Genomic DNA, 23181 nt, shown 5'->3' with positions numbered 1-23181 from the left:
GCGGATGCGGCAGGCTGGGGGCATGCGCCTGGCGACCTGGAACGTCAACTCGGTGAAGGCCCGCCTACCCCGGCTACTGGAGTGGCTGGCCGACACCGGGCCGGACGTCGTCTGCCTGCAGGAGACCAAGTGCCCGGACGGCGCCTTCCCGGTGACCGAGGTAGGCGAACTGGGCTACACCGTCGCCAGCCACAGCGACGGCCGCTGGAACGGGGTCGCCATCCTGTCCCGGGTCGGGCTGGACGACGTGCGGGTCGGGTTCGCCGGCGAGCCCGGCTTCCCCGCCCCGGAGGCCCGGGCCATCTCCGCGACCTGCGACGGGGTCCGGGTCTGGTCGGTGTACGTGCCCAACGGCCGGACGCCGGACGACCCGCACTACGCGTACAAGTTGGCCTGGTTCGCGGCACTACGCGACGCGCTGGACACGGAGTTGGCCGGCGGGCTTCCGCTGGTGGTCAGCGGCGACTTCAACGTCGCCCCGACCGACGCCGACGTCTGGGACCCGGCGGTCTTCACCCACTCCACCCACGTCACCCCGGCCGAGCGGGCAGCCCTCGCCGCGCTGCGCGACCTCGGCCTCAGCGACGTCGTACCCACCCCGATGAAGGGGCCACACCCCTTCACCTACTGGGACTACCGGGCCGGGATGTTCCACCAGAACAAGGGCATGAGAATCGACCTGGTGTACGCGTCCGCGCCGTTCGCCCGAGCGGTCCGCTCGGCCTACGTGGACCGGGAGGCGCGCAAGGGCAAGGGCCCCTCCGACCACGCGCCGATCGTCGTCGACGCGGACCTGGTGCCTGCGGTGGAGACGTTCTGAGCCTGGCTAGGGTGGGCAGATGGCAATCGTGAAGATCAACGCTATCGAGGTCCCGCCCGGTGGTGGCGCCGAGCTGGAGAAGCGGTTCGCCGCCCGAGCCGGCACCGTGGAGAACTCCCCCGGCTTCCTCGGCTTCGAGTTGCTCCGCCCCGTGGCCGGCGAGACCCGCTACTTCGTCTACACCAAGTGGGAGAGCGAGGAGGCGTACCAGGCGTGGGCCGCCGGCCCGTCGCGCGCCGCCCACGCCAGCGCCCCCGGCGACAAGCCGCGTCCCCCGGTCTCCACCGGAGCCAGCCTGCTGGAGTTCGAGGTGGCGCTGCACGTCCCCCAGTCCTAGCTGGCGGCCGCCTCTGCGCGAGCAACGGCCCGGATTGACAGTCGGGGTGATGCGACGACCGGCCGGTGACGCGAAGCGCCGATCGCCGAGATTCAGCCCAGCGGTCCGCAACCCGCCTCACGGAATGAGGAGGGCCTTGCCCGGGATCGAACGCGCCTCCATCGCGCGGTGAGCCTCAGCCGCGGAAGGCAGTGGATACTCGCGTGCGATCACCGGGCGAATCCGCCCCTGCACCGCCTCGGTCAGGGCCCTGCCCGCAAGCCGCACCATCTCCGACGCCTCGAACTGAACGTCCGCAATGCCGTACAGATCGATGCCGCGCGCCTGTGCACTCTGTAGGTCGATCTCCGCGAAGTCGCCACTCGCCGCCCCATGGGCCGAGACCCGCCCGCCGTCGGCCACCAACTGAAAGGCGTCGCTGCCGAGTTTTCCCCCGACACCGTCCAGCAGCACATCGACCGACCGACCACCGAAGGCTTCGCGTACCGCGTCGGTCCATCCGTCACCGGCGTAGTCGACGACAGCGTCGGCGCCGAGCCGTCGTACCAGTGTGAGCTTGTCCTCGCCACGGGCCGCTCCCACGACCTGCGCACCGAGACGGTGTGCGAGCTGGACAAGCAGCGTTCCCATGCCGCCCGCGGCCGCCAGGATCAGCACCCGGTCGCCCGGCTTGACGCCGACTCCGTCGATGATGCCCATGGCGGTCACGCCGTCGTGTGCGAGGCCAGCCGCTTCCCGCAGGCCAAGGCCGTCGGGGACCGGCACCAGCCGGTCGACGCCGGCACGAACCAGTTCAGCGTAGGAACCCCGCGTCCCGGCACCCGCAACGACCCGGCGGCCGAGCCAGGACGCAGAGACGCCCGGACCGACGGAAATGATCGTTCCCGCCGCTGCGCCGCCCGGTACGTACGGGGGGATAACGCCGAACGCCTCGCCCCAGCCACCGCGGATCTGAGTCTCCACGTAGATCGTGTCCACGGCCTCGGCCCGAACGATGACCTCCCCCTCCCCGGCTTGCGGATCGGGCAGGTCCACCAGGATCAGAACCTCTGGACCCCCGTACTCGGAAACCTGGATCGCCCGCACGCATGTCTCCGATCAGCCGCGGTCCAGCGCTTCGGATCCGCTTCCACACCTCGTGTCAGCGACGCTAGGACCTCAACGCTGGTTGAAGTCAAGCGGGAGGTCGGGAGATCGACGGCGGAGTTCACGGCGACGTCCGAGCCGCGCCGCCACACCCACAGATGAACCCAAGCCAGCACCGCAGCCGAATCGCGCCGGACCGTCTGTCGCCGTTGATAGCGTCGAGGCAGACCGAGCGGTAATCGGCCACCAGTCGCCCTGCCAGCCATTCCACGCCGTTCGTTCAGGGCGCATCCCAAGGCGCGGGGGGCCTGGTCATGTTCGACGGGTTCGAAGAGTTCGACATCGACACGCCCGGCGCGAGGATCCACGGACGCCGAGGCGGAAGCGGTCCGCCCGTTCTGCTGCTGCACGGCATTCCCGAGACGCACCTCATGTGGCACCGGGTCGCGCCACGGCTCGCCGAGAAGTACACGGTCGTCGCCACCGACCTGCGGGGCTGGGCGGTAGCGGCAAACCGCCGAGCACCGCCGAGCACGAGCCGTACAGCATGCGCGCCATCGCCCGCGACCAGATCGAGGTGATGCGGCGCCTGGGCCACGAGCGGTTCCGGCTCGTCGGCCACGATCGCGGGGCCCGCTGCGCGTACCGTCTGGCGCTGGACGAACCGGAAGTCGTCACCCGGCTGGCCGTCATGGACGTCGTCCCCATCGGAGATGTCTACAACCGCGCCGACAAGGAGTTCAGCCTCTCCTACTGGGTCTGGTCCTTCCTGGCGGCACCGGCACCGGTGCCCGAGCAGTTCATCGCTGCGGCGCCCGCGGTGCTCGTCGACTTCATGCTCGACACCTGGCCCGAGGTCAAGGACGCCTTCCCGCCCGAGGTACGGGCGGCGTACGCCGAGCAGTTCAGCGACCCCGCGACGGTGCACGCGATCTGCGAGGAGTTCCGCGCCGCCGCGACGCTCGACTACCAGCAGGACGAGGCGGACCGGGGGAACCGGAAGATCGCCTGCCCGGTGCTGTTCCTCTGGAGCCGGCACGGCCAGGTGGCGAAGCTCTACGACGACCCGCTCGCGATCTGGCGGGAGTGGGCCGACGACGTACGCGGCGAACCCGTGCCGGTCGGACACTTCATCCCGGAAGAGGCACCCGACGAGACCACCCGCCAACTCCTCGACTTCCTGCGCTGACGCCCGCCCGACCCGCGGACGCCGACGCCGAGTCGAGTCCTCAACCCGGCGGGGCCGCGCCCACTCAAGGCTTGATCCACTCGGGTTCGCCGAACTGGGGGTGTCCGGGCGGCGGGGATACCCCAACTTCGGCGAAGGCGAGTGGATCAAACGCTAGCGCGCGGTCACTGCTTGCGGGAGGACTGGAGGGTCGCATTGCCGCTGTCGGCAGCGTGCGGGTCGAGTGGTCACTGTTTCTGGAACATGACGGCGGCGACGTCCGCCAGGAGCGCCAGCGACCAGTCGAGTTGCGGGCATTCACCGTCACCTCGGCACTCTCGACAGCCACCTGCACGCCACGGCCGATCGACCGCCCGGGTCCAATGCGCGTCGAGTACGCGCTTCGCCACGAACAACTCGGTCGCCCTGGACACCGGCTCGTCGATGGGCATGTGCGACACCTCCATGCGTCCGGAAGTAACTGCCCCGGGGGGCAGAGTCTGACGTCTTGCTCCCCGGGGGGGGCGCCGGATACCTCGGAGTGCTGAAGTCCAGAACCACCCGACTGTCTCACTGTATCCACTGTCTCAGTGTAGTCAAGTTCTCACTGTATCCACTTTGCTGGTTCGTCGCCTTGTCCTGTTCGTGCCAGGGCTGGAAACATGATCTCCGCTGAAGTCCAGGAGAGTCGATCATGCCAACCAGACCACCGCACTACCGCCGCGTCGCAGACGACATCGAGCAGAAGATCCGCTCCGGTGAATACCGACCTGGGCACCAGTTGCCGTCCGTCTCGGAGATCGGCGAGATCTACAACGTCGCACGGTCAACCGCGTACCGCGCAGTCAAAGAGCTGCATGACCGCAACCTCGTCTACGGACAGCAAGGCCAAGGCGTCTTCGTCGCCGAGGCCGAGTAGCGCGCTGCGCCCCACAGGCCGTCCCGGCGCTTGATCCACTCGGGTTCGCCGAACTGGGGGTATCCGGGCCGCGGGGATACCCCAACTTCGGCGATCCGGAGTGGATCAAGCGCTATAGAGGGCTGCCTCAGGAATTGCGGGAGGACTGGAGGGTGGCGAAGGCGATGACGTTGTCGGCGTAGCCGGTGCGTCCGCCGATGAACTGCCCGCCGCAGGTGATCAACCGCAGACCGGGCGGCCCGTCGTGGCCGTAGATGCGCTCGGCGGGAAGCTGGTCCTTCGGGAAGTGCTCGACGGTGTCGACCCGGAACACCACCACCGACTCGTCCGCGCGGGCCACCTCGATCAGGTCGCCGGGCTTCAGCTTGCCCAGGTCGTAGAAGACCGACGGGCCGGTCTTGGTGTCCACATGCCCGACGATCACCGACGGGCCGGGCTCGCCGGGCGTCGGCCCACGGTCGTACCAGCCGGTCTCGTTGTGCTTCTCTAACGGCGGTACGGCGATCGAGCCGTCCCGTGCCTGCCCGACCGGCTCCACCGGCGCGGCCACCTTGATCGACGGGATGCTGAGGCGCACCGGGCGACTGGCCGACAACCCGACGGACTCGCTGCGGGGCGGTCGGTCGCCGCCGGTCGGGGCGAAGTCGAACGGGCCGACCGAGCGGCCCAACCCCGCCCCGGTGGCGAAGACCCCGGCCAGCACCAGCACCACGGCCAGCGGCACCGACCACGGGCTACGGCCAGTGGGTCGGCTGCGCCGGGGGGTGACGGCGGTCGACGGGCGTGCGGCCACAGTCGGGCGCTCGGGGCTCAGCGGACTGTCGTCCAGCGGTAGCCGGTGGACGTCGAAGCGATCGTCCGTCGGCCACCGGTCCTCACGCGGAAACCGGTCGTCACGCGGAAACCGGTCGTCGAAGCGGTCATCCGGCGGCGTGCGGTCGTCCCGGGCACGGCGGTCGTCGAGGCGGTCGTCGGGGGCTGGGCGTGGGCCCGACGACGGGCGGGGACCCGGGGACGGGCGGGGACCGGGCGGCGGCGACGCGGGTCGGAAGATCTCCATGGCCGACTCAGCGCCCGGCGCCACGGACCAGACGCGGCCGACGCAGCGCCACCACAGCGAGGACCAGCCCGCTGATGGTCAGCGCCGCACCGACGGGCAGCAGCATTCTCCCGGTGACTCCGCCGGCACCACCACCGAAGCCGGTGGCCGGACCCCGACTGGGTTGGGGGGACGGCACCTTCTTGACCACCTGGAGCATGGTCGAGGCCGTCTCGCCGTCCCGGCACTCCAACTTGACCCGGTAGTTGCCGGGGCGGGTGCGCTCGCGCACCATCGGCGCGGCGGTGAGCACCCCGCGCTGCGGCTGCACGCCGACCGCGCCGAACGCGTCCGACACGACCGTCGCACCCACCGAGTTGTCCCGGCAGCTGGCCCGGATGCCGACCAGGTAGCCGGGCTGCACCGTGCTCGGGCTCACCTCGACGAAGATGTCCACCGGCCCCGGCTGGGGCGCGCCACCGGGCGGCCCTCCGGGCTGCGGCGCGGGCGCTGCCGCGGCGTGCTGCGGCACGGTGAGCGCCGCGTCGACGGCCGCAGCGGCGGCGAGCACCGCGCCGACCGGCTCGGACACGACGGGCACGGAGGAACCGGCAGGCGAGAGAGGGGCAGCGAGCGCGGCAGAACCGGCAAGCGAGGGAGGGGCAGCGACCGCAGCAGGGGCGGCAAGCAATGGGCCGGCGAGCAGCGGGCCGACGAGCGCGGCCAGTACGGAAAGGATCACGCCGCCACGGGTCACTGTCACGATGCCCCCTCTCGACGCCGTGCGGCCGTGTCGGGCAGCGGAGCACCCGACCTGCCGTACCAGTTGGATCCTCTCATTTCCGGTCGCACATCACATCCGATCAGCCGACGGGGTCGCGTACGCTCGGGTCGCTGTGACCACCACCGACCATGACCCCGCCGTCCCGCCCGTGAGCCGGACGATCCGCACGTTCCACCCCCGCCGGGGTCGGATGAGCGACCGGCAGACCGACGCCCTGGGCCGGCTCTGGCCCGCGTACGGCCTGGATGTGCCGGACGGACCGGTCGTGCCCGTCGACCTGGCCGACCTGTTCGGTCGCCGGGCGCCGGTCGTGCTGGAGATCGGCTCGGGCATGGGCGACAGCACCGCCGCGATGGCTGCCGCCGACCCGGACCGAGATTATCTGGCGGTCGAGGTGCACACGCCGGGAATCGCCAACCTGCTCGACCTGGTGGAGCGGGGTGGCCTGCGCAACGTACGGGTCGCGCAGGGCGATGCGTTGTCCCTGGTCAGCGGCTTGCCCGAGGGTGCGCTCGATGCCGTGCACGTCTTCTTCCCGGACCCGTGGCCGAAGACGCGCCACCACAAACGGCGGATCATCCAGCCGGCGCACGTGGCGTTGCTGCGGTCCCGGCTGCGCTCCGGCGGCTCGCTGCACTGCGCGACCGACTGGGCCGAGTACGCCGAGGCGATGCGGGAGACCCTGGACGCGGATCCGGAGTTGGTGGACGCGTACGGCGGCTTCGTGCCGCGTCCGGCGCACCGCCCGGTGACGAAGTTCGAGCGGCGGGCGATCACGGCCGGTCGACCGGTCGCCGACCTGATCTACCGACGCCGCTGACCGACGGAGGCCACCCGCCGTGGGCCGGCGGAGGCTGCCCGTGGAGGGGCCGGCGGAGGCCGGGTTGGCGTACCGGGGCATGATCCAGGCACCATGGACAGGCTATGACGCTCACCGCCGCGCTACCGAGAAGCGCCGACCCCGACACCCTCTTCGACGCGTTCGCCGGCTGGGCGAAGGAGCGCGGCCTCGACCTCTACCCCCATCAGGAGGAGGCGGTCATCGAGATCGTCTCCGGCGCCAACCTGATCATGAACACTCCGACCGGCTCGGGTAAGAGCCTGGTGGCGATCGCGGCGCACTTCGCGGCCCTCGCCGACAACCGGACGACCTTCTACACCGCGCCGATCAAGGCCCTGGTGTCGGAGAAGTTCTTCGCGCTCTGCGAGGTCTTCGGCGCCGAGAACGTCGGCATGCTGACCGGCGACGCCAGCGTCAACGCCGACGCCCCGATCATCTGCTGCACCGCGGAGATCCTGGCCAACCTGGCGCTGCGCGAGGGCGACCGGGCCGACGTCGGCCAGGTGATCATGGACGAGTTCCACTTCTACGCCGAACCCGACCGGGGTTGGGCGTGGCAGGTGCCGATCATCGAGCTGCCGCAGGCCCAGTTCATCCTGATGTCCGCCACCCTGGGGGACACCACCCGGTTCGTCGACGACCTGACCCGGCGCACCGGGCGGCCGACCGCCGTCGTGCGCTCGGCGGAGCGGCCGGTCCCGCTCATCTTCTCGTACGCGATGACGCCGCTGCACGAGACGCTCGAGGAGCTGCTGGAGACCAAGCAGGCCCCGGTGTACGTGGTGCACTTCACCCAGGCCGCCGCGCTGGAACGCGCCCAGGCGCTGACCAGCGTCAACGTCGCGACCCGCGCCGAGAAGGACATGATCGCCCAGGCGATCGGCAACTTCCGGTTCACCGCCGGCTTCGGCAAGACGCTGTCCCGGCTGGTCCGGCACGGCATCGGCGTGCACCACGCCGGCATGCTCCCCAAGTACCGCCGGCTGGTGGAGACCCTCGCCCAGGCCGGCCTACTCAAGGTCATCTGTGGCACCGACACCCTCGGCGTCGGCATCAACGTGCCGATCCGCACCGTGCTGTTCACCGGCCTGTCCAAGTACGACGGGGTACGCACCCGGCTGCTCAAGAACCGGGAGTTCCACCAGATCGCCGGGCGGGCCGGTCGCGCCGGTTACGACACCATCGGCCGGGTCGTGGTGCAGGCCCCCGAGCACGTCATCGACAACGAGAAGGCGCTCGCCAAAGCCGGGGACGACCCGAAGAAGCGGCGCAAGGTGGTCCGCAAGAAGCCACCGGAGGGTTCCATCGGCTGGGGCCAGCCCACCTTCGACCGGCTCGTCGACGCCGAGCCGGAGCCGCTGACGTCGAGCTTCCAGGTCAGCCACTCGATGCTGCTCAACGTCATCGGCCGCCCCGGGGACGCGTTCAGCGCGATGCGGCACCTGCTCACCGACAACCACGAGGACGCCGCCGCGCAGCGCCGGCACATCCGCCGGGCGATCGCCATCTACCGGGCGCTGCGGGCCGGCGGTGTCGTCGAGGAGTTGCCCGAGCCGGACGAGACGGGCCGGCGGATCCGGCTCACCGTCGACCTCCAGCTCGACTTCGCCCTCAACCAGCCGCTCTCCCCGCTCGCCCTGGCCACCATCGAACTGCTCGACGCCGAGTCCCCGTCGTACGCCCTCGACGTGCTGAGCGTGATCGAGTCGATCCTCGACGACCCCCGGCAGATCCTGTCCGCGCAGCAGTTCAAGGCGCGCGGTGAGGCGGTCGCCGCGATGAAGGCCGAAGGCATCGAGTACGAGGCCCGCCTCGAACTGCTCGAGGAGGTGACCCACCCGAAGCCCCTCGCGGAGCTGTTGGAGGCCGCCTACGAGATGTACCGGCAGGGCCACCCGTGGGTCGCCGACCACCAGCTCTCCCCCAAGGCCGTCGTCCGGGACATGTACGAGCGGGCCATGACCTTCACCGAGTACGTGCAGTTCTACGGGCTGACCCGTTCGGAGGGCCTGGTCCTGCGCTACCTGGCCGACGCGTACAAGACGCTGCGGCAGACCGTGCCCGAGGACGCCAAGACCGAGGAGCTGATCGACCTCATCGAGTGGCTGGGCGAGCTGGTCCGCCAGGTCGACTCCAGCCTGATCGACGAGTGGGAACGGCTGCGCAACCCGTCCGACGTGGCCGAGGTCGCCCAGGCGCACGCCGCGCTCACCGACCGGCCTCCGGCGGTCACCCGCAACGCCCGGGCGTTCCGGGTGCTGGTGCGCAACGCGTTGTTCCGTCGGGTCGAGCTGGCCGCGCTTCGCCGCTGGGACCTGCTCGCCGAGTTGGACGCCGAGGACGGCTGGGACTACGACGCGTGGTCCGACGCGTTGGGGCCGTACTTCGAGGCGTACGACTCGATCGGGGTCGGTCCGGACGCCCGGGGGCCGGCGCTGCTGATGATCGAGCAGGGTCGGGAGCGGTGGACCGTGCGGCAGATCTTCGACGACCCGGACGGCGACCACGACTGGGGCATCAGCGCCGAGGTCGACCTGGCGGCCTCGGACGAGGTCGGTGCCGCCGTCGTCCGGATCACCGACGTCGGTCAACTCTGAGGCGGCTGCCCCGACGGCCCCTCGGGGGCGGCCCAGCCGGGACGGCAGCGGCCTACCGCCGAGGTGGTGCCGTCGAGGCGCGGACGACGACCTCGGTCGGCAGGATCAGGGCCTGACGGGTCGGCGCGGGCCGCAGGAGCATGCGTACCGCCTCCGCGCCCTTGCGGGCGTGCGGTTGCCGCACGGTGGTCAGCGCCGGGTCGGCCGCTGCCGCCGCCGGTACGTCGTCGAAGCCGACGACGGAGAGGTCACCGGGGACGTCGATGCCGCGACGGGTGGCTTCGGCGATCGCACCGAGCGCGAGCCGGTCGCTCATCGCCAGGATCGCGGTGGGCGGCTCGGCGTGGTCGAGCAGGGGCACCGCGGCGGCGGCCCCGTCGGCCTCCTCGACCCCGCGCGCCGCGACGACGACGATCCGGCCGTCGCCGTCGGAGAGCGCGGGGCCGAGCGCGTCCCGGTAGCCGTCGAGGCGGGCCCGGTTGGCGACGTACCCGGTGGGCGCGTCGAGCCCGGCGGGCACCACCGTGGTCTCCGCGTGGCGGGCCAGCGCGAAGCTGATCACGCCGATCCGGCGGTGACCGAGGTCGACCAGGTGCGCCGCCGCCGCGCGGGCCGCCGCGCGGTCGTCGATGCCGACGTACGGCTCTCCCGGCGTCACCGGGGCGTCGAGCCCGACGACCGGCAACCGCCGGGCCCGCAGCAGCTCCCGCCGCTCGGGTTCCAGGGGGTCGCAGAAGGCGACGAACCCGTCCACGAGCGCGGTGGGAACGACGTCCGGCAGGCCCGGCTCGGCGCGGGGCACCAGCACCAGTGAGGAGCCGTGTTCACCGCAGACGCGGGCGACGCCGGCCATGGTCAGGCGGGCTGCGGGGTCCTCGAAGAGGTACTGCAGGGGCTCGTGGATGATCAGCCCGATCGCGCCGGTGCGGCCTCGGCGAAAGGTGTTGGCGATCGGATCGGGGCCGGGATAGCCGAGGTCGCGTGCCGCGGCCAGGATGCGGTCGCGCAGCTCGCGGCTGAGCTGGTCGGGCCGGTTGAAGGCGTTGCTCACCGTGGCCTGACTGACGCCGAGCGCTCGCGCGACGTCTCGCATCCGTGGGGGTGGATCGCTGGGCACTGGAGAACCTCCCTGCGTTGTGCCGGTCCTCTGATACGTATAAGTTAGCCACATGAGCGTCGATGTCGCGGACGGCCTGGACGGCCGCACCAGCAGCGACTGGCGCATACCGGCGGTCGCCTTCGCGGTCAACGGCGCACTTTACGGCAGCCTGCTCACCCGCTTCCCCGAGATCGCCGACCGGGTGTCCGCCAGCGAAACCCAGTTCGGTGTGGTGCTCTTCGCGGCGGCGATCGGCGGGCTGCTCGGTTCCCTCGTCGCTCCCCTGCTCGCCCGCGCCGTCGGCGAGCGGTCGGCCACGCTGCTCGCCGGGGCGGGCTACGCGCTGCTGGCCGTGGGCGTGGCGTGGGCACCGCAGTTGATCCTGCTGGGCGGGGCCCTGCTGCTACTCGGCGTCCTCGACGGCGCACACGACGTGGCGATGAACGCCTTCGCGGTCCGGGTGCAGCAGCACCGCGCCACGACCCTGATGGGCCGGATGCACGCCACCTGGTCACTCTCGCTGGCCGGGGCGGGTGTGCTCGGAACGGTCGCCGCCGGGCTCCGGGTGCCGGTGGCCCTGCACGTCGGCCTCGCCGCCACGGTTGCGTTGGCCGCCCAGCTCGCGATCGCCCTCGGCCGCAAGGGGATGGTGGCCGAGGGCACGCCCGCGCCGACCCCGCCGGTGGACGGCCCGCCCGCCTCCGCCCCGACGGGCCGACGCCCGTCCACACCGGCCACGACGGGCGACAGCCCGTCCACACCGGCCACGACGGGCGTCGGCCCGTCCACGCCGGTCCGGACGGGCGTCGGCCCGTCCACGCCGGTCCGGACGGGCGACAGCCCGGCGCGACCGGCGCGTACCCTTCGTCGGCTGCGGTACGTGCTGCCGGTGTTGGGGCTCGCGGCGGTGGCCGCCAGCTATGTGGAGAGCCCGGGGCAGGAGTGGACCGGGCTTCTGCTGAGCCGCGGCTTCGACGCGACACCGCAGGTCGCGGCCGCGGCACCGGTGCTCTTCGGAGCCGGACTGCTGGCCTCGCGCCTGCTACTGGACGCGGCGGTGTCCCGGGTCGGCCAGGCCCGAGTCGCGGCGGTCAGCGGCGCCACGATGATGACGGCCGTGGTGGTGGGTCTGCTGTGCACACTCCTCGCCGCTCCGGTGTGGTGGGCGCTGGTCGCGGTCGCCGTGGCCGGCTTCGGGGCCGGGCCGGCCTTCCCGCTGCTCTTCGGCTCGGCAGACCAGCTCAGCGTGCGGCACGGCATTCCCCCGGCCCGGACGGCATCCATGGTCTCGGCGCTGTCCCGGGTCGGTGCCATCTCGGCGCCGATCGTGGTGGGGCCGCTGACCGACGCGTTCGGAATGGGGATGGTTTTCGCGATCATGGCAGTCGGCGCCGCGCTGGTGCTGGGCGCGCTGCCACGGGCGGTCCGGTGACCCGGCCGCCCGCACGACACGGTCTCCGGGCACGGTGACAGGAGGTTCGGCGATGCGGTATGCGCGGCTCGGCTCGACGGGGCTCACCGTCTCCCGACTCTGCCTGGGTGGGATGAGCTTCGGCGAACCACACCGTGGGGCCGACTCGTGGACGCTGCCCGAGCAGGAGAGCCGGCGGGTGATCCGCAGTGCGCTCGACGCCGGCATCACCTTCTTCGACACCGCCAACGTCTACTCCGACGGCTCCAGTGAGGAGATCCTCGGCCGCGCCCTCGGCGAGTACGCGCGGCGCGACGACGTGGTCATCGCCACCAAGGTCTTCGGCCCGATGGGGCCGGGGCCCAACCAGCGGGGGCTGTCCCGCAAGGCGATCCTCGCCGAGTTGGACAACAGCCTGCGCCGGCTCCGCACCGACTACGTCGACCTGTACCAGATCCACCGCTGGGATCCGACGACGCCGATCGAGGAGACGTTGGAGACCCTGCACGACGTCGTACGGGCCGGGAAGGTCCGTTATCTCGGGGCGTCCTCGATGTACGCGTGGCAGTTCGCCACCGCGTTGCAGGTCGCCGAGCAGCACGGCTGGTCCCGGTTCGTCAGCATGCAGAACTACCACAACCTGATCTACCGCGAGGAGGAGCGGGAGATGCTCCCGCTCTGCCGGGCCCGGGGCATCGGCACTCTGCCGTGGAGTCCGTTGGCTCGGGGCAAGCTGGCCCGCGAATGGACGGCGAGCACCCGGCGCACCGCCGACGACGCGTTCGGGCACAGCCTGTACGCCCGGACCGAGGATTCGGACCGGGCGGTCGCGGCCCGACTCGGCGATGTCGCCCGGACGCGAGGGGCACCTCGGGCGCAGATCGCGCTGGCCTGGCTGCTGCGGCAGCCGGCGGTGACCGCCCCGATCATCGGCGTGACGGACGTGCGGCAGCTCGACGACGCACTGGGCGCCCTCGACATCGAGTTGTCACCCGACGAGGTCGACCAGCTCGAGGAGCGCTACGAGCCGCACGCCGTGGTGGCGCTGGACTGATCACGACGGGCCGCCGTGGCACCTGACGGCGGCTACCCCGAAAAGGGACATCCGCCAACCGCCCCGGCGTCTTTTTGACTTTCGCCGAACACCGCCGCATTGCCGAGCCGACTGATCTCGACGGCGTGATCCGTGTTTCCGATAAATGACGTCTCTGTAGCCCTCGAAAGACATCTTCAAGGTCCATGGGAATTGCGCCAATGCGGGTGTGACCCGGATCACTGTTTAAAGAGAAAATAGCCGATCGGGCGATGTTTCTGCGACCGGGCGCTTGACGCCTATGGCGCCCTGTGGAAATCTCGTGACAGGAAGATACTCAACAATGTCTATGCCGGGGGTGTTATTAGATTTCGCACTGCGAGGCACTGCTTCGTCTCCCTCTAGAGCCTTGGCGGCGCGAATTTCCCGCCTGGCGAGCCACACAGATAATACGCGACCGACAAAGCCGCACCTTATTCGCGCGGCTGATCTGGTGTGCATTCTGGCGACACTTTTCCAGCAACGGAAAGCGCGTTGAATGCTGCCCGAATTCCGAAACATCGGGAGGCTCGAATGACCTCACCTCACTTCGTTGCGAAGGGCGGAATCCGTTGACTGCCAGCATGACGTATCTCGACGCTCTACCACCGGACCGTCACCCGAACCTGGTGGACGACGAATTCGAATTGCCGTATCGACTTTCCCGGCTCGCGCAGTTGTCCAACGACGTGCGGACGCATCTGCTCAAGATGATCCACCTCGCCGGTTCCGGCCATGTGGGGTCGTCGCTCTCCTGCGTGGACCTGGTCAGCACGCTGAAGTTCGACCAGATGGACACCGCCGGCGACGACGTCTTCATCCTCTCCAAGGGTCACGCGGCGCCGGCCTGGTACGCGGCCCTGATGGTCGCCGGGGACCTCGACGTCGCCGAGATCGGCACCCTGCGCCGAATCGACAGCCGGCTCCAGGGGCACCCCGACCGCACCCGGCTCGACCTGGTGGCGGTGAGCACCGGCGCGCTCGGCCAGGGCCTGTCGGTCGGCATCGGGCGAGCCCAGGCACGACGCCTGCGGGGCGAGGGCTCCACCGTGTACTGCCTCGTCGGTGACGGCGAGTTGCAGGAAGGGCAGATGTGGGAGGCCATCATGTACGCCGGGGCCCGCGGCCTGGGCAACGTGGTGCTGCTCGTCGACTACAACCGAAGCCAGAACGACGGGACGCTCGAAGAGATCCTGCCGTCGCATCCCCTGCCGGAGAAGCTGCGGTCGTTCCACTGGCACGTGCAGGAGGTCAACGGCCACTCCCATCTGGCGATCCGGGACGCCGTCGCCAACGCGCGGGAGAACTGGATGCAGCCGTCCGTGATCATCGCGCACACCCGCAAGGGCTATCTCGGCCCCGGGCAGATCCTGCTCAACGGCTCGCACAGCGGCACCATGACCCCCGAGGTGTACGAGGACGCCATCGCATACCTGGGGCGGGTGAGCGTGTGAAGGCGACCCGCGACTGGTTCGGCGACGCGTTGGTGGACGTCGCCGCGGACCACGAGAACGTCCTGGTCGTCAACTGCGACCTCGCCTCGGCGACCAAGACGACGCAGTTCAAGAAGACCTTCCCCGACCGGTTCTTCGAGATCGGCATCGCCGAGGCCAACGCCATCGGCGTCGCGGCGGGCCTGGCCCAGGAGGGGTACCGGCCGTTCGTCGCCAGCTTCGGCCACTTCCTGACCGGCAAGTTCCTGGAGATTTTCCAGTCGGTGGGGCTCAACAACGCCGGTGTCGTCCTGGTCGGCACGCACGCGGGGCTCGCCATCGGCAAGGACGGCCCCACCCAGATGGGCCTTCGCGATCTGGCGGTGATCCGCAGCCTGCCGAACGTGGAGGTGCTGCAACCGGCCGACGGGGTGGAGACGCGCGCCATGCTGGCCTACGCCGTGACCCATGACCGGCCCATCTACCTGCGGCTGTGCCGGCAGCCCCAGCGTGAGGTGCACGACCCTGACTACCGGTTCCGCTCCGGCCACCCGGACGTCGTCAGCCACGGTACGGACGTCGCCGTCGTGACGATGGGCGGAATGGTGCCCGTGGTGCTCGACGCCGTCGAACTGCTCGCCCCGACCGGTCTGCGACCCACCGTGGTGAACGCCTCGTCCCTCCCCCTGGACGTGCCCGCCACCACCGAGCTGCTGCGGCGACACCGGCACGTCCTGGTCTTCGAGGACCACTTCATCCGCGGCGGTCTCATCGACGAGGTCGGCCGGATCGTGCTGGGCCTCGACCGGCATGTCCGGTTCCACGCCTGGGGCGTCGACGACTACGGCCAGGCCGGTTCCCCGGAGGAACTCTACGAACGCTACGAACTCGACGCGCCCGGTGTGGCGAGCCGGATCCGGGCCGCGACCACCCCCTCCCCAGAGATCGGAGACAGCCGGCGATGACGCGAATCGACCCGCCGAAGAACCTCGCCCACGACCTCGCCCAGGCCCCCTACCTCTTCGTCGAGCACGAGCTGGTCCTCGGCGCCGGCTCGCCGTACCGGTGCCACCCCGCAGACCACCGCAGCTTCATCGTGATCGGCGGCCGGGTCCGCGTCGAGTCACGGCACGCCGACGGCAGCGGCCACCGCGAGTACGGCTACCTACAGGGCTGGCACGCGGAGCCGGGTGCGACCTACCGCTTCACCCAGGTCGGCGTCGAGCCGGCCGTGGTGGTGGAGGCCGGATCCACCACCGGTCCCGTCCACGAGTCCTGGGACGTCCCGGTCACCCCGACCACAGCAGCGCACTGCCGCGACGTCGACTCCTACCGCGTCGACAAGCCGTGGGGGCACGAGGTCTGGTACACGAACAACCTCGGCGGCATCCCGTACGCCCTCAAGCAGATCCACATGACCGCCGGGCACCAGTCGTCGTTGCAGTCGCACCAGCAGAAGGTGGAGACGAACTACGTCGTCGACGGTCAGGCGACCGTCCTCAACGGCACGCCGGCCCCCGGCGACACCGACGCCGTCATCGACACCGACGCGCTGCCGCGCGCCGTGCACGGCCGCCGGTCGGGCTGGTCCTCGGCCGCGAACGTGCTGCACCGGGTGATCGCCGAATCGGACTACACCTCCGTCGAGGTCTCCACCCCCGAACTGGACGACGTGATCCGTTGGGCGGACGACACCAACCGCGGCAACGGTCGCATCGAGGTCGAGCACATGGGGGCACGGGTATGAGCACCGTCGACGACATCCAGCTCTACCTGACGGAGAAGCGCGCCATCATCGACCACTTCCCGGTCGACGCCGTCGTGGCCGCGGCGGAGATGCTGTTCCGCACCTACGACGAGGGCGGCACGGTGTACGCGATGGGCAACGGCGGCAACGCCGGCACCCTCGACCACGCCTACTGCGACTTCAAGCACCACCCGTTCGTCTCGGAGGACAAGAGCCGACCGGTGTCGGCGTCGGTGCGGCGGCTCACCTTCGTCAACCTGTGCGGCTCCTCCGCGGAGCTCAGCGGGCTGGTCAACGACCTCGGCCCGGACACCATGTTCTCCGCCTCGCTCGAACCGTTCGCCACCGAGCGCGACCTGGTCATGGCGTACAGCGGAAGTGGCAACTCGCCGAACGTGGTGCGGGCGCTGCAGGCCGCGACGAAGGCCGGGGCGCGCACCTTCGCGATGACCAAGGGCGACGGCGGTCGCTGCCGGGAACTGGCCGACGTGTGCCTCGTCGTGCCGGGCACCTCCCGGTTCCCGGGGCAGACCGGGCGCAACGACAACAACTTCCACTTCGAGGACCTGATGCTCTCGGTCAACCACATGCTGGTCGGCCTGCTCAAGCAACGCGTCGGGCAGGCGGCCCGACCGGTCCAGCCGACCGCGTAGCCGCAGGAGGTGGCCCGATGTTGACGATCAATCCAGTCCGGTCGAGGCCGGTGCTCGCCTCCCTCGAACGGCTCATCGGCCCGCAGCGGACCGACCGGCTCCGGGGGGCCGCCGCGGAGATCCAGGACAGGCTCGACGGCGGCACACTGTGGCACGTCAACTCCACACCCACCGGCGGTGGGGTGGCCGAGATGCTGCGGACACTGCTGCCCCTCTACGGTGAACTGGGCGTGCGAGCCCGGTGGGCGGTGGTCAGCGGAGACGACGCCTTCTTCCGGATCACCAAGCGCCTCGGCGTGGCGCTCTACGGCAGCGACGGCGACGGGGGCCCGCTCGGTGCGGCCGAACGTGCGGCGTACCTCGACGCCCTCAAGCCCGCCGCGGACCGCCTCGTCCAGGCCGTCGACGGTCGCGACGTGGTCATCCTGCACGACCACCAGACCGCCGGGCTGGTCCCGGCGCTGGCGGGCCGGGTCGCGTCGGTGCACTGGCGCTGTCACGTCGGCGTGGACGAGCCCACCGACGCCTCCGAGCGCGGGTGGGACTTCCTGACCGAACTGCTGGACGAGGTCGACTCGCTGATCTTCTCGGTGGCCGACCACGTCCCGGTCCGGCTGCGCGACCGGACCGTACGGATCCAACCGCCGTTCATCTCCCCGTTCGACGCCAAGAACGTCGACCTCCCGGCCGACACCGTCCGCGCCTGCCTGGCGCAGTGCGGTCTCGACCCGGCCGGGGCACCGGCGAGGTCGCCGGTGCCGGTACGGACCGCGGCGGGGGACGTCCGACTCCAGTCCACGCCGACCGTGATCTCCGACGGCGGCCGTCGGCTCGGCGAGCCGCTGATCACCCAGGTCTCGCGGTGGGACCGGCTCAAGGACATGGCCGGTGTGCTCACCGCGGTCACCGACCACGTACCCGTCGGGCACCTCGCCCTGGTCGGCCCGGATCCGGCCGCGATCGCCGACGACGTCGAGCAGGGTTTCTGGTACGCGGACTGCCTCGACCACTGGCGGCGGCTGCCGCCGGCGCAGCGGCGACGGGTGAGCCTGGTCAGCCTGCCGATGGCCGACCCGACGGAGAACGCGGTGCTGGTCAACGCGGTTCAGCGGGCGTCCGACGTGGTCGTGCAGAAGAGCCTCGCCGAGGGCTTCGGCCTCACCGTGGCGGAGGCCATGTGGAAGTCACGGCTGGTGGTGGGCAGTGCCGTGGGCGGTATCCGCGCGCAGATCACCGACGGGGTCGACGGTTTCCTGCTGGCCGACCCGGCGGACCTGCGCGGCCTGGGCCGGATCGTCGCCGCCGCCCTGAGCGACGCGACGGATCGCCAGGAGATCGGGGAACGCGCGCACCGACGGGTGCGCGACGACTTCCTCCCGGACCGGGAGGTGACGACGACGGCGTCGATGCTGGCGCCAGAGAGGATGGCAACGCGATGAGCACCAGCAAGCGAGGGCTCAACCCGGAACAGGTGGCGGCGTACCGCACCGACGGATACGTCATCGGCGACGGACTGCTCAAGCCGGACACCTTTCTCGGCCTGAAGAACCACTTCGAACGCAAGCTCGCCGCTCTGCCCGAGGGGGAGCGACCGGAGGACATGGACGTCCCCCACTTCACCGACCCGGAGCTGTTCCGGTGGTTGCTCGACCCGGACGTGCTCGACGTGGTCGAGAGCGTGGTGGGCCCGGACATCGCCCTGTTCACGTCGCACTTCTTCTGCAAGCCGGCGGGCGACGGCAAGAGCGTTCCGTGGCACACCGACGGCTACTTCTGGCGGGAGATGATCGAACCCGCCGGCCAGGCCATGACGATCTGGCTGGCGATCGACCCGTCCACACTGGAGAACGGCTGCATGAAGGTCATCCCCGGCAGCCACGTCGACGGCACGGGCAGCTACCGGCGCGTCACCGACGACACCAGCGTCTTCGACGAGGAACTGGACCAGAGCCGCGTCGACGCCGGCCGGGCCGTCCCGGTGCAGTTGCAACCCAACCAGTTCAGCATCCACTCCGGGGGCCTCGTGCACAGCAGCGAGGTCAACCGCAGCGCGCTGCGACGGTGTGGGTTCACCATGCGCTACATCAGCACGAGTGTCCGGTTCAACCACGAGGGGGTGGGGCACAAGCACCAGATCTTCCTGGCCCGGGGCGAGGACCGCGCCGGCAACACGTACGGCGACCCGAGCCGGGCGTACCCCGAGCTGGTCCAGACCCGGGGAATGGGTCAACGGTTCGTCGGCGCCGAGCGCTGACCGCCGGATCGACACGACGGTGCAGCTCAGCATCACCACGGCCGGCCGGACGGCGACCATCGCCTGCGGCGCCCTGCTGCTGGACATGGACGGCACGCTCGTCGACTCCCAGGTCTGCGTGGAGCGCAAGTGGCGCGACTGGTGCCACCGGCACGGGCTGGATGCCGACGAGTTGCTGCGCGTCTCCCACGGCCTCCAGTTGGCCGACACCGTCCGGTTGACGGCTCCCCACCTCGACCTTGCGGCGGAGGTGGCGGACCTGATCCGGCGCGAGGAGCAGGACACCGACGGCCTCCGGCCGGTCGCCGGGGCAGCGCGGCTGTTGGCCGCGCTGCCCCCGCGACGGTGGGCGGTGGTGACGTCGGCCTGGCAGCGGATGGCCGAGATCCGGATGCGGCATCTGGGCCTGCCGGTCCCCCAGGTGCTGATCACCGCCGACGACACGGCCCACGGCAAGCCCGCCCCGGACGGCTACCTGCTGGCGGCGGCACGCCTGGGCTGTCCGCCGGCCGACTGCGTCGTGGTCGAGGACAGCCCGGCGGGCATCGAGTCGGGTCGCCGGGCGGGCATGCGGGTCGTCGCGGTGGCCACGACCTTCGCCCCGGACGCGCTGGACACCCTCGACGCCGACTGGGTCGTGGACGACCTGACGGGCGTCGCCGTGCTCGATCCGACCCCCGCCCGCTGATCCCTCCGAGAGACGACTTCCGGCGTCCGGAATCGCTGGGCGATGTCAGGGGTGTCGATTAGAATGTATGTACTAATCGAGTTCTTGACCTGGGAGGACGCCCATGACCGCGCCCACCTCCGCCCCCCTCACTCCTTACGCCACCCTGCTCGGTTTCACCCGCTACGTCGACCGCACCGGCCCCACCAAGGCGACCTTCGTGGGAGGGCTGCGCAAGCAGCGCGCGAGCCGGTCCGGCTTCAACCCGCACGGCCAGTTCGTCAAGGCGCTCAAGGCCGACATCGCCTTCCACACCGGCGGCACCCACCTGACCGGGGTGGTCGACGTGGTCAAGCCCCGGTGGCGCCCGCTCTACCAGGCGCTCGTCCCCGGCGCCACGGCCTGGCTGCACTCGCTCGGCGAGCCGGCCGCCATCGACCTGGCCCAGACCCGCGACGCCCTGGCCATGCTGGGCGACCTCCCCGTCAAGATCAACCCCCATTTCGGGGTACGCCACTCCGACGGCCGCGCCGAAGCCGTCCGCCTGCACTTCGACGAGGCCCCACCGAGCGAGGAGTCGGTGCTCGCCACCCTGCACCTGATGGCCCGCCACATGGACGCGGTGCTCCCACACGCCGAGCCCGTCCTGGTCGACGTCCGTCGCGGCCGGGCCCACCACATGCCCGCCGACGCCAAGCCCGACCAGATCGAACGATGGCTGTCCGGCGAAGCCGCCGCCTTCCGAGCCATCTGGTCCACCGCCGCCTGACAGCCCACCCGCCACCAACCCCGCCCGCACCAACCACCCGCCTCTCCACCCCCCAAGATCCGCGCAACTTCGGTGATACTGCTGTCTCGCGTCGCCGGGAGGCAGCAAGAACACCGAAGGTGCGCGGATCATGGCGTTCCGGCACCCCGTCGGGGTTATCCACAGGGGCTGCGCGCGAGCACCTCCGCCGGTCAAGGTTTCGTCATGCCTGTTCCCCCTCGACGGCCGGCGAGTTTGCAGGGACGCGTGTTTCGCGGTTCCGACGTCGTCACCGAAGGCCTGCTGACTCGGACGGAGTTGCGAAGCGCGGCGTGGCGTCCCCTGTTCCGGGACGTCTACGCGGATGCCCGGCTTGCGGTCACCCATCGCGTTCGCTGCGCCGCCGTGGCGCAGTGGGTCCTCCCAGCGGGTGTGGTGATCGCCGGTCGCAGCGCGGCGGCACTCTACGACGCGGCATCGATCGCCAGTCACGAGCCACTCGACGTGCTCGTGCCCACCGGTCAGCGGTTCGGTCCGGTCAAGGGGCTCATCGTGCACCGCGGCGAGTTGGCCGCGACCGACACCGTTCTGCGTAACGGCATTCCACTGACCACACCAACGCGCACATGCTGGGATGTGGCCCAATGGCTACCGACCGAGGAGGCCGTCGCGATCGTGGATCGCCTCGCCCACCACCGACTGGTGGCGGTCCCTGACCTGCGCGAATCGAGTAAGGCGCGGGTCGGCAAGCGGGGTTGGAAACGGATGAGGCAGGTCGCCGAGCTGGCCGACGCGGGCGCGGAATCCGCCCCGGAGTCGCGGTTGCGGGTGCGGATCGTGCTCGCCGGAGTGCCCGTTCCCGTGACCCAGTTCGTGGTCGAACGCGACGGGAGGTTCGTGGCCCGCCTCGATCTCGCGTGGCCACGCCTCAAGGTCGCCGTCGAGTACGACGGCCTGTGGCACGACGACCCCGAGCAGTTCCACCGGGACCGACGCCGCCTCAACCGCCTGCTGGGTGAGGACTGGCTGGTCCTTCACGTCACCGCGAAGCGGTTCCGGGAGGATTTCGACGGCTTCCTGGCCGAACTCCGTCAAGCCTTACGGTCCCGCTCCCACTGACCACCCCCGGACAAGCCGAGATCCGCGCAACTTCAGGGATCCTGCTGCCTCGGGAGCAGATGAGGCAGCAGTTTCCCCGAACTTGCGCGGATCTTGGAACCCACGGGGTGCGCAGGGGCGCCCGGGAGGGGCACGGCCGGGGTGACCCGGAGGGGCGATGGGCGGGTTAGGCGGCGGGGAGGTACTTGGCCAGGTCGTCGAGGATCTTGTTGGCGGCGCCGACGCCGATGCCGGTCATCCAGACCTCGTCGGAGACGGGGTACGCCTTGCCGGCCTTGACGGCGTTGAGGCCCTTCCAGAGGGTCCCGCCGGTGACCTTGCTCTGCTCGGCCGCGGCCTTGTCGCCGTACGCGGTCACGAAGATGACGTCACCGTCGACCTCGTTGACCCGCTCGGGGCTGACCAGGTCGAAGCGCTTGTCCTCCTTGTCGGCGAGCAGCTGCCGGTCGGGGCGGCCCAGGCCGGTGTCGCCGATGACGATGCCGGAGAACGAGTCCGGGCCGTACACCCGGATGTTGCCGGGCAGGAACCGCACGATCGACACCTTGCGGGCGGCGGCGTCGCCGAGGGTCGCGCCGAAGTCCTTGGCCCGCTTCTCGTACGCGCTGAGCAGGTCCTTGGCCTGCTGCTCGCGGCCGAGCGCCTTGCCGTCCAGGAGGAGGTTCTCCTTCCAGGTGATGCCCACCTTGTCGGTGAACACGGTCGGCGCGATGGCGGCCAACTCGTCGTAGAACTTCTCCTGGCGGAACTTGCTGCCGAGGATGAGGTCCGGCTTCAGCGCGTTGATCGCCTCCAGGTCGGGCTCGGCGAGCACCCCGACCTCCTTGATGCCGGCGAGCTTGTCCGCGCCGAAGTACGTCGGCCAGCTCTTGGCCTCACCGGCCGTGGCGGCCCCGACCGGTGTGATGCCCAACGAGAGCGCCGTGTCGATCTTGTCAGTGTCGAGCACGACGACACGCTTGGGCTCGGCCGGGACCTTGGTGGTGCCCATGGCGTGGGTGATCTCCCGGGTCTCCCCGGCGGTGGAGCCGGCGACCGGGTCGCTCTCACCGCAGGCGGTGAGTCCGACGCCGAGGGCGGCGGCCGCGGCGAGAGCGGCGACGAGACGACGCATCAGAGTCCTTTCGAGGGGTACGAGTCGGCGAGCGGGGTGGCCGCGTCACCGATTGCGGGTCGGGCGTCCGGCACGGACGCCGTCGACGAATCAGGGTCTCCCGCGCCAGCGGCGGCAGCACCGCCCACGCCAGCAGCGCCAGCGCCACCAGCGGCAGCGCCAGCGCCAGCGCCAGCGGCCCCGGCGGCAGCGGCCCCGGCGGCAGCGGCCCCGGCGGCAGCGCTGCCCGCGCCAGCGGCCCCGGCGACGGAACCGGCAGCGGCGGGGAGCACC

At 70.8% G+C, this 23181-nt stretch carries 24 protein-coding genes; 18 read left to right on the top strand and 6 right to left on the bottom strand.

Translation table 11 applies throughout. The features are described 5' to 3' along the window. Nucleotides 1-22 precede the first annotated feature (22 nt). Both O7616_RS15385 and O7616_RS15380 read left to right on the top strand, forming a co-directional pair. Nucleotides 23-820 (top strand): exodeoxyribonuclease III, encoded by a 798-nt coding sequence (locus O7616_RS15385; RefSeq protein WP_282261081.1) that lies wholly within the window; start codon nucleotides 23-25, stop codon nucleotides 818-820. Between the two features lie 19 nt (nucleotides 821-839). Then, nucleotides 840-1157: an antibiotic biosynthesis monooxygenase gene (locus tag O7616_RS15380; protein ID WP_282307433.1), complete on the top strand. Its 318-nt coding sequence runs from the start codon at nucleotides 840-842 to the stop codon at nucleotides 1155-1157. A gap of 117 nt (nucleotides 1158-1274) precedes the next feature. Here the strand turns inward: O7616_RS15380 and O7616_RS15375 are convergent, their stop codons facing one another. Continuing rightward, nucleotides 1275-2243, bottom strand: a complete 969-nt coding sequence (locus tag O7616_RS15375; protein WP_282307432.1) for a zinc-binding dehydrogenase — start codon at nucleotides 2241-2243, stop codon at nucleotides 1275-1277. A gap of 314 nt (nucleotides 2244-2557) precedes the next feature. On the opposite strand from O7616_RS15375, the gene O7616_RS31170 reads away from it, so the two are divergent. Together O7616_RS31170 and O7616_RS15365 are read left to right on the top strand one after the other, a co-directional pair. Next, nucleotides 2558-2824 (top strand): alpha/beta fold hydrolase, encoded by a 267-nt coding sequence (locus tag O7616_RS31170; RefSeq protein ID WP_348773867.1) that lies wholly within the window; start codon nucleotides 2558-2560, stop codon nucleotides 2822-2824. Further along, complete coding sequence (locus tag O7616_RS15365) at nucleotides 2791-3432, top strand: alpha/beta hydrolase (protein WP_282307431.1); 642 nt, start codon at nucleotides 2791-2793, stop codon at nucleotides 3430-3432. The genes O7616_RS31170 and O7616_RS15365 overlap by 34 nt, the downstream gene beginning before the upstream one ends. A gap of 227 nt (nucleotides 3433-3659) precedes the next feature. Here O7616_RS15365 and O7616_RS15360 read toward each other — a convergent pair whose 3' ends face one another. Beyond that, a complete protein-coding gene (locus O7616_RS15360) occupies nucleotides 3660-3863 on the bottom strand; it encodes a hypothetical protein (protein ID WP_282307430.1) in 204 nt (67 codons plus the stop codon). Nucleotides 3864-4105: 242 nt separating this feature from the next. On the opposite strand from O7616_RS15360, the gene O7616_RS15355 reads away from it, so the two are divergent. Then, nucleotides 4106-4330, top strand: a complete 225-nt coding sequence (locus tag O7616_RS15355) for a GntR family transcriptional regulator (protein WP_269680043.1) — start codon at nucleotides 4106-4108, stop codon at nucleotides 4328-4330. Between the two features lie 127 nt (nucleotides 4331-4457). Here O7616_RS15355 and O7616_RS15350 read toward each other — a convergent pair whose 3' ends face one another. Continuing rightward, the gene (locus O7616_RS15350) at nucleotides 4458-5123 is read right to left on the bottom strand and encodes a class F sortase (RefSeq protein WP_282307429.1); all 666 of its coding nucleotides are present in this window, start codon (nucleotides 5121-5123) and stop codon (nucleotides 4458-4460) included. Between the two features lie 274 nt (nucleotides 5124-5397). Continuing rightward, nucleotides 5398-6135: a hypothetical protein gene (locus O7616_RS15345; RefSeq protein WP_282307638.1), complete on the bottom strand. Its 738-nt coding sequence runs from the start codon at nucleotides 6133-6135 to the stop codon at nucleotides 5398-5400. Nucleotides 6136-6343: 208 nt separating this feature from the next. On the opposite strand from O7616_RS15345, the gene trmB reads away from it, so the two are divergent. Together trmB and O7616_RS15335 are read left to right on the top strand one after the other, a co-directional pair. Continuing rightward, the gene (gene trmB / locus O7616_RS15340; protein WP_282307637.1) at nucleotides 6344-6973 is read left to right on the top strand and encodes a tRNA (guanosine(46)-N7)-methyltransferase TrmB; all 630 of its coding nucleotides are present in this window, start codon (nucleotides 6344-6346) and stop codon (nucleotides 6971-6973) included. 104 nt (nucleotides 6974-7077) lie between these two features. Further along, a complete protein-coding gene (locus O7616_RS15335) occupies nucleotides 7078-9591 on the top strand; it encodes a DEAD/DEAH box helicase (protein WP_282307428.1) in 2514 nt (837 codons plus the stop codon). Nucleotides 9592-9643: 52 nt separating this feature from the next. On the opposite strand, the gene O7616_RS15330 is transcribed toward O7616_RS15335, so the two are convergent. Continuing rightward, nucleotides 9644-10684 (bottom strand): LacI family DNA-binding transcriptional regulator, encoded by a 1041-nt coding sequence (locus O7616_RS15330; RefSeq protein ID WP_282307427.1) that lies wholly within the window; start codon nucleotides 10682-10684, stop codon nucleotides 9644-9646. 76 nt (nucleotides 10685-10760) lie between these two features. Here O7616_RS15330 and O7616_RS15325 point away from each other — a divergent pair, with 76 nt between their 5' ends. The 11 genes from O7616_RS15325 (at nucleotide 10761) to O7616_RS15275 (ending at nucleotide 21794) form a co-directional block, all read left to right on the top strand. Beyond that, a complete protein-coding gene (locus O7616_RS15325; protein WP_282307426.1) occupies nucleotides 10761-12122 on the top strand; it encodes an MFS transporter in 1362 nt (453 codons plus the stop codon). 52 nt (nucleotides 12123-12174) lie between these two features. Further along, nucleotides 12175-13155: an aldo/keto reductase gene (locus O7616_RS15320; RefSeq protein WP_282307425.1), complete on the top strand. Its 981-nt coding sequence runs from the start codon at nucleotides 12175-12177 to the stop codon at nucleotides 13153-13155. 602 nt (nucleotides 13156-13757) lie between these two features. Then, complete coding sequence (locus O7616_RS15315; protein ID WP_282307424.1) at nucleotides 13758-14627, top strand: transketolase; 870 nt, start codon at nucleotides 13758-13760, stop codon at nucleotides 14625-14627. Beyond that, the gene (locus tag O7616_RS15310; RefSeq protein WP_282307423.1) at nucleotides 14624-15571 is read left to right on the top strand and encodes a transketolase C-terminal domain-containing protein; all 948 of its coding nucleotides are present in this window, start codon (nucleotides 14624-14626) and stop codon (nucleotides 15569-15571) included. The genes O7616_RS15315 and O7616_RS15310 overlap by 4 nt, the downstream gene beginning before the upstream one ends. Beyond that, nucleotides 15568-16353: a hypothetical protein gene (locus O7616_RS15305; protein WP_282307421.1), complete on the top strand. Its 786-nt coding sequence runs from the start codon at nucleotides 15568-15570 to the stop codon at nucleotides 16351-16353. The genes O7616_RS15310 and O7616_RS15305 overlap by 4 nt, the downstream gene beginning before the upstream one ends. Then, complete coding sequence (locus O7616_RS15300) at nucleotides 16350-17006, top strand: SIS domain-containing protein (protein WP_282307420.1); 657 nt, start codon at nucleotides 16350-16352, stop codon at nucleotides 17004-17006. Before O7616_RS15305 ends, O7616_RS15300 begins: the two co-directional genes overlap by 4 nt. Nucleotides 17007-17026: 20 nt before the next feature. Continuing rightward, the gene (locus O7616_RS15295) at nucleotides 17027-18445 is read left to right on the top strand and encodes a glycosyltransferase (RefSeq protein WP_282307418.1); all 1419 of its coding nucleotides are present in this window, start codon (nucleotides 17027-17029) and stop codon (nucleotides 18443-18445) included. Continuing rightward, a complete protein-coding gene (locus O7616_RS15290; RefSeq protein WP_282261096.1) occupies nucleotides 18442-19260 on the top strand; it encodes a phytanoyl-CoA dioxygenase family protein in 819 nt (272 codons plus the stop codon). Before O7616_RS15295 ends, O7616_RS15290 begins: the two co-directional genes overlap by 4 nt. A 19-nt stretch (nucleotides 19261-19279) precedes the next feature. Next, the gene (locus O7616_RS15285; RefSeq protein WP_282307417.1) at nucleotides 19280-19948 is read left to right on the top strand and encodes an HAD-IA family hydrolase; all 669 of its coding nucleotides are present in this window, start codon (nucleotides 19280-19282) and stop codon (nucleotides 19946-19948) included. A 103-nt stretch (nucleotides 19949-20051) separates the two neighbouring features. Further along, nucleotides 20052-20696, top strand: coding sequence for a hypothetical protein (locus O7616_RS15280; RefSeq protein ID WP_282307416.1), 645 nt, complete (start codon nucleotides 20052-20054; stop codon nucleotides 20694-20696). 384 nt (nucleotides 20697-21080) lie between these two features. Beyond that, nucleotides 21081-21794, top strand: coding sequence for a hypothetical protein (locus O7616_RS15275; RefSeq protein WP_282307415.1), 714 nt, complete (start codon nucleotides 21081-21083; stop codon nucleotides 21792-21794). 166 nt (nucleotides 21795-21960) lie between these two features. Here O7616_RS15275 and O7616_RS15270 read toward each other — a convergent pair whose 3' ends face one another. Beyond that, complete coding sequence (locus tag O7616_RS15270) at nucleotides 21961-22908, bottom strand: iron-siderophore ABC transporter substrate-binding protein (protein ID WP_282307413.1); 948 nt, start codon at nucleotides 22906-22908, stop codon at nucleotides 21961-21963. Between the last annotated feature and the right edge of the window lie 273 nt (nucleotides 22909-23181).

Source organism: Micromonospora sp. WMMD964, assembly GCF_029581455.1.
Classification (GTDB): domain Bacteria; phylum Actinomycetota; class Actinomycetes; order Mycobacteriales; family Micromonosporaceae; genus Micromonospora.
The sequence above is the reverse complement of the archived record's forward strand: the minus strand, read 5'-3'. Positions and strand labels throughout refer to the sequence as shown.

Coding starts and splice junctions, on each gene's coding strand:
- O7616_RS31170 (WP_348773867.1), top strand. CDS start 2,558: ATGTTCGACGGGTTCGAAGAGTTCGACATCGACACGCCCGGCGCGAGG.
- O7616_RS15360 (WP_282307430.1), bottom strand. CDS start 3,863: ATGCCCATCGACGAGCCGGTGTCCAGGGCGACCGAGTTGTTCGTGGCG.
- O7616_RS15270 (WP_282307413.1), bottom strand. CDS start 22,908: ATGCGTCGTCTCGTCGCCGCTCTCGCCGCGGCCGCCGCCCTCGGCGTC.
- O7616_RS15355 (WP_269680043.1), top strand. CDS start 4,106: ATGCCAACCAGACCACCGCACTACCGCCGCGTCGCAGACGACATCGAG.
- O7616_RS15320 (WP_282307425.1), top strand. CDS start 12,175: ATGCGGTATGCGCGGCTCGGCTCGACGGGGCTCACCGTCTCCCGACTC.
- O7616_RS15335 (WP_282307428.1), top strand. CDS start 7,078: ATGACGCTCACCGCCGCGCTACCGAGAAGCGCCGACCCCGACACCCTC.
- O7616_RS15330 (WP_282307427.1), bottom strand. CDS start 10,684: ATGCGAGACGTCGCGCGAGCGCTCGGCGTCAGTCAGGCCACGGTGAGC.
- O7616_RS15280 (WP_282307416.1), top strand. CDS start 20,052: ATGACCGCGCCCACCTCCGCCCCCCTCACTCCTTACGCCACCCTGCTC.
- trmB (WP_282307637.1), top strand. CDS start 6,344: ATGAGCGACCGGCAGACCGACGCCCTGGGCCGGCTCTGGCCCGCGTAC.
- O7616_RS15290 (WP_282261096.1), top strand. CDS start 18,442: ATGAGCACCAGCAAGCGAGGGCTCAACCCGGAACAGGTGGCGGCGTAC.
- O7616_RS15380 (WP_282307433.1), top strand. CDS start 840: ATGGCAATCGTGAAGATCAACGCTATCGAGGTCCCGCCCGGTGGTGGC.
- O7616_RS15365 (WP_282307431.1), top strand. CDS start 2,791: ATGCGCGCCATCGCCCGCGACCAGATCGAGGTGATGCGGCGCCTGGGC.
- O7616_RS15305 (WP_282307421.1), top strand. CDS start 15,568: ATGACGCGAATCGACCCGCCGAAGAACCTCGCCCACGACCTCGCCCAG.
- O7616_RS15300 (WP_282307420.1), top strand. CDS start 16,350: ATGAGCACCGTCGACGACATCCAGCTCTACCTGACGGAGAAGCGCGCC.
- O7616_RS15325 (WP_282307426.1), top strand. CDS start 10,761: ATGAGCGTCGATGTCGCGGACGGCCTGGACGGCCGCACCAGCAGCGAC.
- O7616_RS15315 (WP_282307424.1), top strand. CDS start 13,758: ATGACGTATCTCGACGCTCTACCACCGGACCGTCACCCGAACCTGGTG.
- O7616_RS15385 (WP_282261081.1), top strand. CDS start 23: ATGCGCCTGGCGACCTGGAACGTCAACTCGGTGAAGGCCCGCCTACCC.